Origin of the sequence: Chitinophaga alhagiae, from assembly GCF_003568665.1 — a bacterium.
In the GTDB taxonomy this organism is placed as follows: domain Bacteria; phylum Bacteroidota; class Bacteroidia; order Chitinophagales; family Chitinophagaceae; genus Chitinophaga; species Chitinophaga alhagiae.
Genome location: NZ_QXMH01000003.1, coordinates 74962 through 88288, shown reverse-complemented (window position 1 = coordinate 88288; position 13327 = coordinate 74962). Strand labels below are relative to the sequence as shown.

The 13327-nt window shown below is 54.3% G+C and carries 12 protein-coding genes; 6 read left to right on the top strand and 6 right to left on the bottom strand.

Going from position 1 to position 13327, the window contains the following annotated elements:
• Positions 1–51: 51 nt before the first annotated feature.
• Genes D3A97_RS16740 through D3A97_RS16730 form a run of 3 tightly spaced genes read left to right on the top strand, consistent with a single transcriptional unit; the run spans position 52 to position 1966 of the window.
• Positions 52–816 carry an ABC transporter ATP-binding protein gene (locus D3A97_RS16740; RefSeq protein ID WP_119079677.1) on the top strand — a complete coding sequence of 255 codons (765 nt, stop codon included), beginning with the start codon at positions 52–54 and terminating at the stop codon, positions 814–816.
• A 29-nt stretch (positions 817–845) separates the two neighbouring features.
• Positions 846–1376 carry a YfiT family bacillithiol transferase gene (locus D3A97_RS16735; protein WP_119079675.1) on the top strand — a complete coding sequence of 177 codons (531 nt, stop codon included), beginning with the start codon at positions 846–848 and terminating at the stop codon, positions 1374–1376.
• A 29-nt stretch (positions 1377–1405) separates the two neighbouring features.
• Positions 1406–1966 carry an NUDIX hydrolase gene (locus tag D3A97_RS16730; RefSeq protein WP_119079674.1) on the top strand — a complete coding sequence of 187 codons (561 nt, stop codon included), beginning with the start codon at positions 1406–1408 and terminating at the stop codon, positions 1964–1966.
• Between the two features lie 160 nt (positions 1967–2126).
• Here D3A97_RS16730 and D3A97_RS16725 read toward each other — a convergent pair whose 3' ends face one another.
• The 3 genes from D3A97_RS16725 to D3A97_RS16715 all read right to left on the bottom strand — a co-directional run bounded on the left by D3A97_RS16725 (position 2127) and on the right by D3A97_RS16715 (position 5842).
• On the bottom strand, positions 2127–3413 hold the full coding sequence (locus tag D3A97_RS16725) for a bifunctional folylpolyglutamate synthase/dihydrofolate synthase (protein WP_119079673.1): 1287 nt from the start codon (positions 3411–3413) through the stop codon (positions 2127–2129).
• Between the two features lie 8 nt (positions 3414–3421).
• Positions 3422–4861 carry a DUF5723 family protein gene (locus D3A97_RS16720; RefSeq protein ID WP_119079671.1) on the bottom strand — a complete coding sequence of 480 codons (1440 nt, stop codon included), beginning with the start codon at positions 4859–4861 and terminating at the stop codon, positions 3422–3424.
• A 93-nt stretch (positions 4862–4954) separates the two neighbouring features.
• Positions 4955–5842, bottom strand: a complete 888-nt coding sequence (locus tag D3A97_RS16715) for a hypothetical protein (RefSeq protein ID WP_119079670.1) — start codon at positions 5840–5842, stop codon at positions 4955–4957.
• A gap of 286 nt (positions 5843–6128) precedes the next feature.
• Between D3A97_RS16715 and D3A97_RS16710 the strand changes: the two genes are divergently transcribed.
• Positions 6129–7388 (top strand): MFS transporter, encoded by a 1260-nt coding sequence (locus D3A97_RS16710; RefSeq protein ID WP_232826002.1) that lies wholly within the window; start codon positions 6129–6131, stop codon positions 7386–7388.
• Here the strand turns inward: D3A97_RS16710 and D3A97_RS16705 are convergent.
• Genes D3A97_RS16705 through D3A97_RS16695 form a run of 3 tightly spaced genes read right to left on the bottom strand, consistent with a single transcriptional unit; the run spans position 7330 to position 10246 of the window.
• On the bottom strand, positions 7330–8625 hold the full coding sequence (locus tag D3A97_RS16705) for a radical SAM family protein (protein WP_119079668.1): 1296 nt from the start codon (positions 8623–8625) through the stop codon (positions 7330–7332). The two genes, D3A97_RS16710 and D3A97_RS16705, sit on opposite strands and share 59 nt — an antisense overlap.
• The gene (locus D3A97_RS16700) at positions 8622–9209 is read right to left on the bottom strand and encodes a hypothetical protein (RefSeq protein ID WP_119079667.1); all 588 of its coding nucleotides are present in this window, start codon (positions 9207–9209) and stop codon (positions 8622–8624) included. Before D3A97_RS16700 ends, D3A97_RS16705 begins: the two co-directional genes overlap by 4 nt.
• Positions 9210–9211: 2 nt before the next feature.
• Positions 9212–10246, bottom strand: coding sequence for an agmatinase family protein (locus tag D3A97_RS16695; protein WP_119079665.1), 1035 nt, complete (start codon positions 10244–10246; stop codon positions 9212–9214).
• Between the two features lie 138 nt (positions 10247–10384).
• Here D3A97_RS16695 and D3A97_RS16690 point away from each other — a divergent pair, with 138 nt between their 5' ends.
• Together D3A97_RS16690 and ccsA are read left to right on the top strand one after the other, a co-directional pair.
• Positions 10385–10786, top strand: a complete 402-nt coding sequence (locus tag D3A97_RS16690) for a cytochrome c maturation protein CcmE domain-containing protein (protein WP_119079664.1) — start codon at positions 10385–10387, stop codon at positions 10784–10786.
• 39 nt (positions 10787–10825) lie between these two features.
• The gene (gene ccsA, locus D3A97_RS16685) at positions 10826–13312 is read left to right on the top strand and encodes a cytochrome c biogenesis protein CcsA (RefSeq protein WP_232826001.1); all 2487 of its coding nucleotides are present in this window, start codon (positions 10826–10828) and stop codon (positions 13310–13312) included.
• Positions 13313–13327: the final 15 nt, after the last annotated feature.

The window sequence follows — 13327 nt, the reverse complement described above, 5'->3', positions numbered from 1 at the left end:
CCCGGTAAAACGGAGCGCCTCTTTTTTTGTGTTTTTATGTAATTTGGCCGAATGGAAAAACGCAAGATCATTGAGGTGAAAGACCTGGTAAAGCAGTATGGCGACTTTACCGCGGTAAAAGGGATCAGTTTCGATGTATACGAGAACGAGGTGTTTGGCCTCCTGGGGCCTAATGGCGCGGGCAAGTCCACCACGCTGGAAATTATTGAGACCCTGCGCGAGAAAACCTCGGGCACTGTGATCGTAGACGGCCTGAACCTGGACGAGCGGCCCGATGCCATCAAGAAGATCATTGGCGTGCAGTTGCAAACATCCGGTTATTACCCCGGCCTGAACCTGCTGGAGCTGATAGCGCTGTTTGCCGGGCTGTATAACCAGCCGGTAAACGGTATGGAGCTGCTGAAGGAGTTCAACCTGGAAGATAAAGCAGGAGAGAAATTCAAATCCCTTTCCGGCGGCCAGAAGCAACGTTTTTCCATTGCCACTACGCTGATCAACCGCCCCCGCATCATTTTCCTGGACGAGCCTACCACCGGCCTGGACCCGCAGGCCCGCCGCAACCTGTGGACGCTTATTCAGCACGTACGGGCGCAGGGAACCACTGTAGTCATCACCACGCACTACATGGACGAAGCGGAGTTTCTCTGTGACCGCTGTGCCATTGTAGACAGCGGCCGCATCATTGCGCTGGACTCTCCGGATGCGTTGATAGACCAACTGGTGGCAGGCGGTTTTGAAAGGAAGAAGGAAGTGAAAAAGGCCAACCTGGAGGATGTGTTCATTCACCTCACCGGGAAAGATCTCCGGGAGGAGTAGACAGCATTCGTCAATCGTAATTGTTTCATATGGAAGATTTACGCTACCCCATCGGCCCCTTTCACGCGCCGGTGGTGATCAATGCAGACATGCGGAGAAAGTACATCAACGACATCCGCTATTTACCCGCTCTGCTGGAGCTGGCCGTGCAAAACCTGGATGCGCACCAGCTACAGACGCCTTACCGCCCCGGCGGGTGGACGGTAGCGCAGGTGGTCCATCACCTGGCAGATTCCCACATGAACGGTTTTACCCGCCTGAAGCTGGCCCTCACGGAAAACAATCCCACCATCAAACCATACGACGAAGCGGCCTGGGCGGAACTGCCAGACGTACAGCATGTGCCCATCAACGTGTCTATTACCCTGCTGCACGCGTTGCACGCCCGCTGGGTGGCCGTGCTGGAGCACCTGGAAGCGGGAGACTGGGACCGTACCTTTTTTCACCCCGGTAATAACGTGTCAAACACCCTGTCAAAACACCTGGCCAACTATTCCTGGCATGGCCTTCACCACCTGGCGCATATTGAGCGTCTGAAAGAAAGGGAAGGCTGGAAGTAAGTATTCTTCATTCGTAATAACAACAGACATTGGACTGGAAACTTGTAAACTCGGAATATCTCTTTAAAGAACCCTGGTTAACCCTGCGCAGAGACATTTGCGAAACACCCGCCGGCGTGCTCGTAAACCCGTATTACGTGCTGGAGTACCCAGACTGGGTGTGTGTGATGGCCGTAACGGAAAGCAGGCAGGTGATCCTCATCCGGCAATACCGGCATGCTTACGGCCGGGTGCTGCTGGAAATTCCGGGCGGTGTAATGGATGCCACGGACGTTTCTCCCGAAGCCGCCGCCCGCCGGGAATTGCTGGAAGAAACCGGCTTCGCCTTCCATCAATTTTATGACCTGGGCGCTGTATCTCACAACCCTTCTACCAGCACCAACCTTACCCACATGTTCCTGGCTACCGGCGGAACGCGTGTACAGGAGCAGGCGCTGGATGAGAATGAGGAAATAGAGGTGCTGCTGAAAGATATAGACGAAGTGGAAGCCATGCTTAAAGAGCGTGAGTTCTTGCAAAGCCTGCATGTAAGCTGCCTGCATTACGGGCTGGAAAAAATAAAGGAGCTGCGGGGCAGGGGGGAACTGTAGGTGTTGCAACAGGAGGCGTGGAACAGGAGCATTGCACGATGGTACCCGTCGGCTGCGGGGGGGACGGCAGGTGTTGCTGCGTTGCAGCGGGAGGTCAGCACGATGGTATCCGGTTGGCTGCGGGGCAATACAGATAATATCCAGCTTTCCCCGCGTGTTTTCAGACGCCCGGCACTTCCCCCACAATGAATACAGACCCGCAAACCAGCACCATGTCTTCCGCACCGGCATTGGCCAGTGCGGCCTGATAGGCGGAGGGCACGTTCTCAAACGCTGCCCCCTGCAGGCCCGCTTCCTGCGCCATGCGGTACAGGTCTTCTTCCGGGAGGGCGCGCGGTATCTGCGCTTTGGTAAAATAGTACTGCGCGTCTTTGGGCAGGAGCCGGAGCGCTGCCGGCACGTCTTTATCTTTTACAAAGCCGGTCACAATATGCAGCCGGCGGTAATTGACCAGCGCCAGTTGTTCCAGTATGGCCTTCATGCCCGCTTCATTGTGCCCCACGTCCAGCACGGTGTAGGGCGCCTGCCGTACTACCTGCCAACGCCCCCCTAACCCCGTGAGCTTCCGCACATTACCGAGCGCCGCCGCCGCATTGCCCGTTTCCCAGCCCGCCTGTTGCAAGATGCGCAGCGCAGACAGTACGCCCAGCAGGTTTTTTTCCTGGTAATGGCCCGGCAGGTCAAGCGTGTAGGTGGCCTGCTCGCTGGTGCGTGTGTTCGCTACCGTTACCCGCAGGGAATCCGGGGCGGGGTGTGAGTCCATTATTGCCCATTCCTGGTCTGCAAAATAAATGGGGGAGAGGCGCTGGTCTGCCGCGTCGTAGAACACGGAGGCGGTTTCCGGTTGTGTTTCACTGATCACCACCGGCACGTCTGGCTTGATGATGCCCGCTTTTTCATACGCTATCTGCTGCAGGGTATTACCCAGCACGTTCATATGGTCAAAGCTGATATTGGTGATCAGGGAAAGGATGGGGGTGATCACGTTCGTACTGTCCAGGCGGCCGCCCAGCCCGGTCTCTATCACTGCAATGTCTATCTTTTCGGCGGCAAAGTAGGCAAAGGCCATGGCTACCGTCAGCTCAAAGAACGAAGGTTGTATGGTGTCTATTTTGGTACGCAGGCGCTCCACGAAATCCACCACCCGGTTTTCGGGTATCATGGCGCCGTCTATTTTAATGCGTTCCCTGAAATCATGCAGGTGCGGTGAAGTATAAAGCCCTGTTTTATACCCGGCCTGTTGCAGCACCGCGGCCAGCATGTGGCTGGAAGAGCCTTTGCCGTTGGTGCCGGCAATATGTATGGAGGGAAACCGGTTTTCGGGGTGGCCCAGTATGGTGCAAAGCTCCCGGGTGTTCAGCAGGTCATGTTTCAGGGCGGAAGCGCCCTGCTTGCTGAACATGGGTAGCTGGTTGTACAGGTAGTCGATGGTTTGCTCGTAGTTCATATGCCTGGCTATATGTCAGGGCAGGCAACGTTGCTTTTCCGCCTGCGGAAAATGCCGCCGTCTCCCTTATCCCAGCTTCCCTTTTTAAAGCGGACCGGGATCACGCGCAAAGCTACGAATACATCCGCATGATTGATGCGGCTTTGGAAAAGAGTAGTGAAAAGACTGGAAGAACCAATTACCAGCGGCCCGGCGCGGAGGGCCAGCCCGGCGTCTGCCTGCCCGTAGCGGTTAACGGAAAGCGGCAGGTAAGCGCCCAGGTGTTTTGTTTCAAAACGCGGGGTTACCATCAGCCAGGTGAGGGCGCTGGTCTTGTGATCATCATTGGTGCCGCCGGTGAGGGCAATGGTAGCGCTGGCGCTCACAAAAAAACGGCCGTCTATATTGTAGTCTCCCATCAGGTTGAGGGAGGTGGGCAGGTTCATGTAAAACGTATTGTCCGTTTCCAGGGCGGTGAAGGTGTTGGCCAGGCGGTTGGCATACTGACGGATGCTTTCTTCCTTGCGTTTGCCCAGCATGTTGGCGGGGTAGTTCTGTGCCCGCATGTCAAGGTCTGCGCTGATGAGCGACTTGTCATACCGGATGCCGCCAATGTCTACCACGGAAATACCTACACGGGCTTTCCAGGTATCTGCGTCAGGGTTCCAGTCGCCATTCTCGTATACGCTGCCAAACCCGTCGTTATCCGGCCGCCATTCGTAAATAACGCCAATGTCTGCCCCTATGCCGGGGTTGTGGAAAGGGCTGTAGAGAGATTGCCAGCTATCCCCGTTGGTATCCAGCTCTGCGTTGTACCCGTAGTATAACGAGCCCTGGTTGATATCAAGGAGGTTCTGGTTTTTCAGCAGCAACGAACCATCGCGCCCTACTGCGTAGACCGCGGCCTGACCGGCCAGGTATTTGAGGGTAATGCCGGCTTTGAGGCGATGGTCTCCGCGGTCCCGTATCACACGGGCGTAGCTGAGGCCGAACTCGTTCCACCAGTGGGCAAACCCGCCGCCGTAGGTGTCTGAAACATTACGGTTGTTGTATTTGGGGTTAGGGTAGTTGATGGCGAAGAAATTGGCGGTGGAAGTTTCCATGCCACCACCATAAGTGGAGCCGCGTACGCGCCAGGTGAAGGCTACAGACTGTTTTTCGTCAATAGCGTAGAGCCCTGACGGCAGCATAATGTCTGCGCTGCCCCAGCCATATTGTTTGCGGGTGGCGTTGGTATCCGGAAAGTAATCCCGCCATATCCGGAAAGAGTCTGCCGAAAGCAGTGATGATTTTTCAAACTTGGTGTACGTATTGCCGGCCCTTGCATCTGCGCCCACGATGTTCACATCCCAGCGGTAACGGCTGCCGGCCGCGCTGGCAGGATTGAACGGCACGGCATGTATACCGGCGTACTGGCTGGTATGATATCCCGGAAAACTTTGCGCCTGCACGGCGGCAGTTGCGCACATTCCCGCTATTAACAGTAAGAGCCTGTTCTTTAAGTACATAGAATAGTCGGCAGATTAGTTTTTAATAACGGGAAAACAGGAATAATATTCTCCCTATTGTGCTTTGAAGTAAAAACGGATGGGGCCGAACTGTTCTTCCGGCGCGTCCGAGCTGGCATTGTACTTAATTCTTTTGGCCGCTTCAATAGCGATCTGAATGGCTTTTGGATTGTTAATGGTAGAATTTTTTAAGGTATAGGAAGCGCTGATCACATTGCCTTGCCGGTCTACTTTAATGTTTACGGCTACATAGCCGGTTTCGTTGCCATCCCAGGTAACAGAGGGCCTGTTTACCAGGTTCCTGCCCTGCAGGCGGAAGTCAGATGCGCCCCTGCCTGCGCCGGGTGTACCGGTATAGCCGGTGGCATTCGGGTCTCCGCCCAGTACGCCACGGTCTCCGGGCCTGCCGGTATTGCCTTCGCCGGTGGAGTTGTTGCTGCCATTGGCGTTGTTGCCGCTATTGGCGCTGTTGGAGCTGCCACCGGTGAATACTGCCTTGGGCCTTTGCGGGGCTGGCGGAATGGGAGTAGGCGGCGCTACGGCTTTGGGCTTGCGCGGTGTTTTTTCCGTTTTGGCCTCTACGGTTTTGGCTATTTCTTTCGGTTTGGGCGCCGGTTTGGGAGGATTTTTCACCTCCGGGGCGTCTTCTTCGTTTTGGGTGGCCAGGTCTTGCGTGTTGCCCTGCTCTTCAGCGGGCGCCGGCGTGTTTTGAGGAACGGCAGGCGCAGGCTGGCTGGCTGCCGGCGGGTTGGGGTTCAACGGCTGTTCGTCTCCCATACCGTCATCAGAGGTGCCCAGGTTCACTTCCATGCCCAGGTCCTGGTCAGGCAGTGGCGGCGGCGCCGAGAAGCTGATCATGAACAGCCCAACTAACAGCAACGCATGCACGGCTACCGTGAAACCGGCCGCTTTTATATTTTTCTGTTGTTTTTGTTCCTCCATCTTGATTCCAAAGTTAATGTTTTTTCAATATGCCGCCCGTGTATTGTATGAGCGGGCAAACGGGCCGGGGCCTTTTTGCCTGTTTGCGGCAAAAACCGCACCAGGCAGCCTGCGGAAAGCACTTCATGCATCCCGGGCCGCCGCGGCAATACATGCGTTTCGGATACATCCCGGCCCGCCGCTGTATTGGTAGTCAGTGCGGCCAAATTACCGGATAAACGCAATTAATCAACAAACCGCCTCATTGGTAATATTCCTTTTGGCAGTTACTGTAACCCGGCATAGCTTGCAAACGTATATGTACAACAAAACGATCTCGCTTTACAGGAACGCCTACAGCGGCATTTCGCCCCGCGTGTGGTGGCTGGCCGTGGTGCTGCTGATCAACCGCAGCGGTAACATGGTGATCCCCTTTTTAACGATCTACCTCACCTTTGAATTGCATCTGCCCCTTGAACAGGCGGGTATTATTATGACCCTCTTCGGCGCCGGTGCTATCTGCGGCTCCCTGCTGGGCGGCAAACTGGCGGATACCATCGGGTTTTACCCTGTGCAGTGCTGGAGCCTGGTGCTCAACGGGGCCATGTTCATTTTGCTTGGGCAAATGCATACTTTTTCCTCCCTGGCCGCCGCCATTTTTTTCCAGGGCCTCATAGGGGAGTCTTTCAGGCCGGCCAACGCCGCCGCCGTAGCGCATTACAGCGATGCCGCCGGCCGGTTGCGGGCCTATTCCCTCATACGCCTGGCCACCAACCTGGGCTGGGCCGTTGGCCCTGCTTTGGGCGGCATGCTGGCCGCCATCGGTTACAAGTGGCTGTTCTGGACAGACGGGCTGGTGTGCATTTCCGCGGGCCTGCTCATGCGCCTGGTATTGCCCCCCGTGAAAGCAGTGCGGGAAAAGAAGGAAGAAAAGGAAATGAAGGCCTTGAAACAGGATTCTGCCTACAAAGACTGGGTATATCTCTTTTTTGTGCTGCTGGTCACCCTTTTTGCCGTGTGCCTGTTCCAGATGTTCACCATTGTGGGCGTGTTCTTTAAAGACAAATTGCAGCTTACGGAAGGCCTCATCGGCATTGCCTTGTCTGTTAACGGTTTGCTGATTGCCCTGGTAGAGATGATATTGGTGTACAAGCTGGAAAACAAGCGGCCGGATGTGTACTATATCGGCATCGGGGCCTTGATGATGGGTCTGGCGTACCTGGTGTTCAATATATTTCCCCCTGTTACCGCGCTGGCTTTCATCTATATCATCACCTTCACCTTTGCGGAAATGATGGCGCTGCCGTTTATGAACAACTTTTGGATACACCGCAGTAAAGACCATAACCGCGGCCAGTATGCAGGGTTATACATGGCCAGTTACAGCGCGGCGCACCTGATAGCGCCTACGCTGGGGGCTTTTGTGGTGAAGGAGCTGGGTTATTCGGCCTGGTGGTACATGGTAACGGGCATCTGCCTGCTTACGTTCATCGGGTTCAGGTGGTTGTTCAGGCGTGCGCAAAGTCCTGTTCATAGTTCCCCTGCATCCGTTCCATCGGTGGGTTGAAGTAACCGAACTTCAGATCCGGGAACTCTTCGCGCAGCAGCTCCAGCATTTGTTTCATGCCCAGGCAGTCCCCGGTTTCGGTAACGCCGATCTTGCCGAGGTACCAGTCAGGGTCAATGTTGAAATTGCGCCATTGTATCATGCTCAAGCCGGTGGTCCTGATCAGCTCGCGCAGCGCTTCATATTCCTCCACGCTGTCTGTCATGCCTGGAAATACAAAATAGTTGATGGACGCCCAGCCGCCATGTTCCCGTACCACCCTGATGCTTTCCACGATGTCTGCAAAGGTGTAGTTATTAGGGCGGTAATACGGCGTGTAGATATGCTCCCGTACGGAGTTGAGGCTTACGCGGATGCTGTTCAGCCCGGCCCGGCACAGTTCGCGTACAGCGTTGGGCTTGCTGCCGTTGGTGTTGATATTGATGCTTCCTTTGGAAGTATGTTTGCGTATTTCGAGAATGGACTCGCGGATGGTTTCCCACATCAGCAACGGTTCTCCCTCACACCCCTGGCCGAAGCTCACAATAGGGAACGGGGCCGTTTCCAGGTGAGGCACGGTAAACTCCACAATTTCCGCGGCATTGGGTTTGAAAGCAAGGCGGTCTTGCGTGGACACAATGGTTTCCTCTTCCGGCTGGAAAGAAATGCAGCCTATGCAATTGGCGTTGCAGGCGGGAGAAGAAGGCACGGGGCATTCCCAGCGGCCCATGAAATAGTTGCGGGCGGCGGGGCAGTGGTAAGTGAGGGCGCAGTTATTGGCCAGGTGCTGCACCAGGCGGTTGTGCGGATAGGCCTCCAGCAGGGTAGATACACCGCTTTTTACCTTGCTGTCATTAAAGCCGGCGCATTCCTGCCTGATATCCTGCTCAATGCGGATGGCGGGTACGTAAAACTCGTTGTTATACCAGCCGGCGGCGGTATAGCAGAAAAGCGGCAGCGTGGGCGCGTCTGGCATGGTTTCGTACGCGGCCAGGTAAAAGCCGGTATGCGCGGGCGGAATGAAGGCCGCTACGGCCCAGCCTTTTTCACAAAGGCGCATTTCGCCCGTTTCCACATCTATGCCAATACCACGGCGGCCGGGCAACTCATAAAGGTTGCCGCCGTCCGGCAGCGTTATCCATTCATCGTCCGGGATGGGCTGGGCGTCCCAGCCGCTGCGCCCGGCCACATAAAGGGAAGTGTCTTCAAAAATATTCCCTTTACCGTCTGAATAGAGTATGTATGGAGATACGTTCATTGTAAGCGCGTTTGGAAAAATTGGTTCATTTCCGCGGCTTTGGTGGTGGAGATATCGTCCAGCACTTCCAGCTGCAGCAGTTTATTGTTTGAAAAATCCAGCGTGAGCAGGTCGTTCCGCAAAATTACGTTTTTCATTTCGTTCCAGCCTACGCGGCGCTTGCCGAACAAGGTGGGCAGCGTAATGCCGGTAGTGTCAAATTCCACGTAAGAGGGTTGCAGTATCTTGTATTCCGCATAACCGATATAACCAATGCCCAGGCCCGCGAGGAAAAGCGTGAACCCCACAATGGGCTGCATGTGCGAAAGGAAGTACAGGCAGCCGCTCAGCATGGTGAAAGCCTGCAGCATGCGCAGTACGGTATTGGCCTCGGAAAATTTGCGGATGCGCCGCATCAGCAGGGGAAAGGCCACGCTCACCAGGCCCATGGCTATAAACAGGAAGGCGATCATCCAGTTGGGGCGCTCCAGTTTATACGTGCCGATCACATTGAACAGGAAAAGGATACCTACCATGCCATGCATTACCGGCTGCAAACGCAGGCGGGTCATAGCATTGGGATGTAATATGCGGAATTTGTACATGATTATTTCACCATCAGGTTACACAACTTGAACAGCATGCGGGCGCCCACGTTGGCATCCCACTCATCCAGCCCTGCGCTTACCTCTACCAGGTCAAAGCCTATCAGGTTGCGGCCGCTTTCCAGTATTTTCCTGAAAAGGTAAAATACCTGCGGCCCTTCCAACCCGCCGGCTACCGGCGTGCCTGTATGGGGGCACAGCTTGGGGTCAAGCCCGTCTATGTCAAAACTGATATATACCTGCTGTGGCAGTTGGTTGATAATATCGTCGCAAATGTTTTTCCATGGTTCGCCTTCAAAACCCCGTTCCTTGATCCGCTGGTCAAAGAAGGTCACCACACGGCCGTTGCTGTTGCTGATGTAGTGCAGTTCCTCTTCGCAATAGTCCCTTACGCCCACCTGCACCAGCTTCGTCACCTGCGGCACTTCCGCCAGCGCGTTGTACATAATGGAAGCATGGGAGTATTTGAACCCTTCGTAACTGTTGCGCAGGTCTGCATGCGCGTCTATTTGCAGAATACCATAGTTTCCCTTATGCTCGCCAATGGCCTTGAAATACCCCAGCGGCGTGCTGTGGTCACCGCCAATGAGCCCTACCAGCTTGCCGCGCTGCAGCAGCTCTTTCGTTTGCTGGTATACCCAGTCGTTCATTTTCTGGGCGCCCCTGTTCACATCGTCCAGCGAGCGGCGCAGGAAGTCGTTCTCCAGCACGTCCCCGCCTTCGGCCAAAAAACGGAGGTACAGCTCAGCTTCCTTGCGGAGGTAGTCACTGCGGAGCAACAGCTGTTTGTCACATTCCCGCATGTAGAACCCCTGCCGCCAGCCGTTCTCCACATCCGCATCGTAAAGATCTACCTGCAGGGCGGCTTTGAAAATGTGCTCCGGCCCGCGCGCCGTACCATGTGCATAAGACACTGTCACTTCCCAGGGTACGGGCACCAATACCAGCCGCGCGTCTTCCTCGCTGAAGGGAAGCCCAAAAATGTTATTGGACAATAACCCAGGCGAATTGGGATCAAATTTCGAAAGATCAGCCATGATTATTTCAATATACTTTGCTATTCCGGCGCAAAGGTAACGGTAAAAATCGGAAACCCCGCCCCGCAAACCTGACGAATATCAGCCTTCCCCATTCAGTTTTTTGGCTACCTTTGTTAACAAATCAATCTGGTAAGGATGAAGAAAACTAGTATCATTTTACTCGTCGTAATAGCCGTATGTGTGGCAGGTATGGTAATGATGGTGGGGGATTTCAGTACCTATGAAACATTTGCCACCGCGCGCAAGAAAGAAGGGAAGAAAATTCACGTAATAGGCGCGCTGGACAAGGGTAAAGAGGTGGTGTACGATCCCGCCAAAGATGCCAACTATTTCAGCTTCTTTATGAAAGACAAGTCCGGTGAGGTCACTAAAGTGGTATTCAACGGTACCCGTCCCACCGACTTCGAAAAATCTACAGAACTGGTGCTCACAGGCAAAATGGTAGGTTCAGAGTTCCATTGCGACAAGATACTGATGAAATGCCCTTCCAAATACAAAGACGAACAGACCGCCTACAGCGCACAAAAAGACATATAACGTCATTTTTACAACTACAACAACTTACGGATCATAGCTTTGGAAAATATTAAATATGTAGGGGAGCATTTACTTCCCGGCCAACTAGGGCATTTCTTTACCATCCTGGCATTTGTGGCTTCCCTGGTGGCCACGGTGTCTTATTTCAGCAGCGTACAGCAGCAAGACCCGCTCAAGAAAGCATCCTGGCTGAAAATGGCCCGCTGGGCCTTTTTTGTGCAAACGGCTTCCGTGTTTGCCGTGTTCGCTTTCCTGTACTACATCATTTCCAATCACCTTTTTGAATACAAGTACGCCTGGCAGCACTCCTCGCGTGACCTGGAGGTAAAATACCTCCTGAGCTGCTTCTGGGAAGGGCAGGAGGGCAGTACCCTGCTCTGGAGCGTATGGCACAGCGTGCTGGGTTGTATCCTTATCTATACCTCCAAAAAATGGGAAGGCCCGGTGCTGACGGTGATCTCTTTTGCCCAGGCCTGCCTGGCCGCCATGCTGCTGGGTATTTATGTTTTTGACTACAAGCTGGGCAGCACGCCCTTCATTTTAATGCGGCAGGATGCGCCGGACTCACCCGTGTTCATGAACCCGAATTACCTGCAATTCAAACAGTTCGTAGACGGCAACGGCCTCAACGAGCTGCTGAAAAACTACTGGATGGTGATTCACCCGCCCGTGCTGTTCCTGGGATTTGCCTCTGTAATAGTGCCGTTTGCCTACGCTATTGGCGGCCTGTGGACGCGTAAGTACGCCGAGTGGGTAAAACCCGCGCTGCCCTGGGCCCTTTTTGCCGCCATGATGCTGGGTACCGGTATCATGATGGGCGCCGCCTGGGCGTATGAATCCCTCACCTTCGGCGGTTACTGGGCATGGGACCCTGTGGAGAACGCCTCCCTGGTACCCTGGCTCACCCTGGTGGCCGGTGTGCACACCTTGCTGGCGTACCGCAGCTCCGGGCATGCGCTGCGCTCTACGTTCTTCTTTTTCATCATCTCTTTCGTATTCATCCTTTACTCCACCTTCCTGACCAAAAGCGGTGTACTGGGCCAAACCTCCGTACACTCCTTCACAGATATGGGCATGAGCGGCCAGTTGCTGGTGCTGCTGGGCCTGTTCTCCATCCCTTCGTTCTGGCTGCTGATTAAGCGGAACAAGGAAATACCGAAGATCGTAAAGGAAGAAAGCACTTACTCACGCGAGTTCTGGCTGTTTGTAGGCGCCCTGGTGCTGCTGGTATCCGGCCTGCAGATCACTTTCATCACCTCCATTCCGGTATGGAACAAACTGCTGGATTTCTTCGGCCTCAAAAAGCTCTTTAACCTGGAAGATTTTGCGCCGCCCACCGAGCCGGTGTTCTATTATAACCAGATCCAGATATGGCTGGCCATTATTGTAGCCACGCTTACCGCTGCGGTGCAGTACCTGAAGTATAAAGACACGCCCAAAGGCACCGTCATGAAAAAGCTGGGCTGGCCCACGTTGATCGCCGTTGGCATTACAGTACTGATTGCCTGGGCCGGGCGTATTTATTATACCAATTACGGCGCGGGTTTCCTAGTGGCCATCTACCTCATGCTGTTTGCCAGCATATACGCCATAGTGGCCAACTTCGGCTATATCTTCGTAGTGCTGAAAGGGAAAACCAAAGCCGCAGGCGCTTCCGTGGCCCACATCGGTTTTGGCCTTACGCTGCTGGGCATCCTCATTTCTTCTTCCAAAATGGAAGTACTGTCTATTGACAGCATGGGTGTGCTCAACGGCTATTTTACCAAGGAAAGCGGGCAGAACTCACGGGAGAACGTAATGCTGCCCAAAGGCCTGCCGGTGCAGATGGGGCCGTATTTTGTGACGTACCGCGGAGATTCCGTGGATGCGGCAGACAAGTCCAAGACGCTTTTCATCATGGACTATGAAAAGAAAGCCCGCCTGGAAGACGAGCCCGCAGAGCGCTTCACCTTGTACCCGGATGCGTTCCTGAACATAAAAGGGCAGGAAGGCATTACCCCAAACCCGGATTCCAAACACTATCTTACCCGCGATATCTTTACCTACATTACCGCGGTACCGCGGAAAGATGTGGTGACAGACAGCACGCCCTACCAGGAGCACGTAATAGCCCAGGGCGATACCATTTATTTCTCCAAGGGCTTTATGGTGCTGAACAACCTGAAAACGTCACCCGAGCAGAAGAACTATCATCCGGAACCGGGAGATATTGCCGTAGGCGCGGAAATTTACGTGCATACCAAAAGCAACGGGGACTTTAACCTGCGGCCGGTATATTTTATCCGGGACAGTAGCTTCCAGAGCAATATCCCTGACTCCATTACCCCGCTTTCCCTGGCCGTGCGGTTCACCAAAATACTGCCTAACGAAAACAAAGTGCAGATAGAGGTGAAAGAGACCCAGGCGCCGATGGACTATGTGGTGATGAAAGCCCTGGTATTCCCCTTCATTAACGTGCTGTGGATAGGCATATTGGTGATGATAGTAGGGTTTGTGATGAGCATCCGCCAGCGCATTAGAAGATAGGTAAAATAAAAATAA

Bases quoted from the DNA above. Each gene is read 5' to 3' on its own strand.
- D3A97_RS16740 (WP_119079677.1), top strand. From the start codon at position 52: ATGGAAAAACGCAAGATCATTGAGGTGAAAGACCTGGTAAAGCAGTAT.
- D3A97_RS16735 (WP_119079675.1), top strand. From the start codon at position 846: ATGGAAGATTTACGCTACCCCATCGGCCCCTTTCACGCGCCGGTGGTG.
- D3A97_RS16725 (WP_119079673.1), bottom strand. From the start codon at position 3,413: ATGAACTACGAGCAAACCATCGACTACCTGTACAACCAGCTACCCATG.
- D3A97_RS16720 (WP_119079671.1), bottom strand. From the start codon at position 4,861: ATGTGCGCAACTGCCGCCGTGCAGGCGCAAAGTTTTCCGGGATATCAT.
- D3A97_RS16715 (WP_119079670.1), bottom strand. From the start codon at position 5,842: ATGGAGGAACAAAAACAACAGAAAAATATAAAAGCGGCCGGTTTCACG.
- D3A97_RS16705 (WP_119079668.1), bottom strand. From the start codon at position 8,625: ATGAACGTATCTCCATACATACTCTATTCAGACGGTAAAGGGAATATT.
- D3A97_RS16700 (WP_119079667.1), bottom strand. From the start codon at position 9,209: ATGTACAAATTCCGCATATTACATCCCAATGCTATGACCCGCCTGCGT.
- D3A97_RS16695 (WP_119079665.1), bottom strand. From the start codon at position 10,246: ATGGCTGATCTTTCGAAATTTGATCCCAATTCGCCTGGGTTATTGTCC.
- D3A97_RS16690 (WP_119079664.1), top strand. From the start codon at position 10,385: ATGAAGAAAACTAGTATCATTTTACTCGTCGTAATAGCCGTATGTGTG.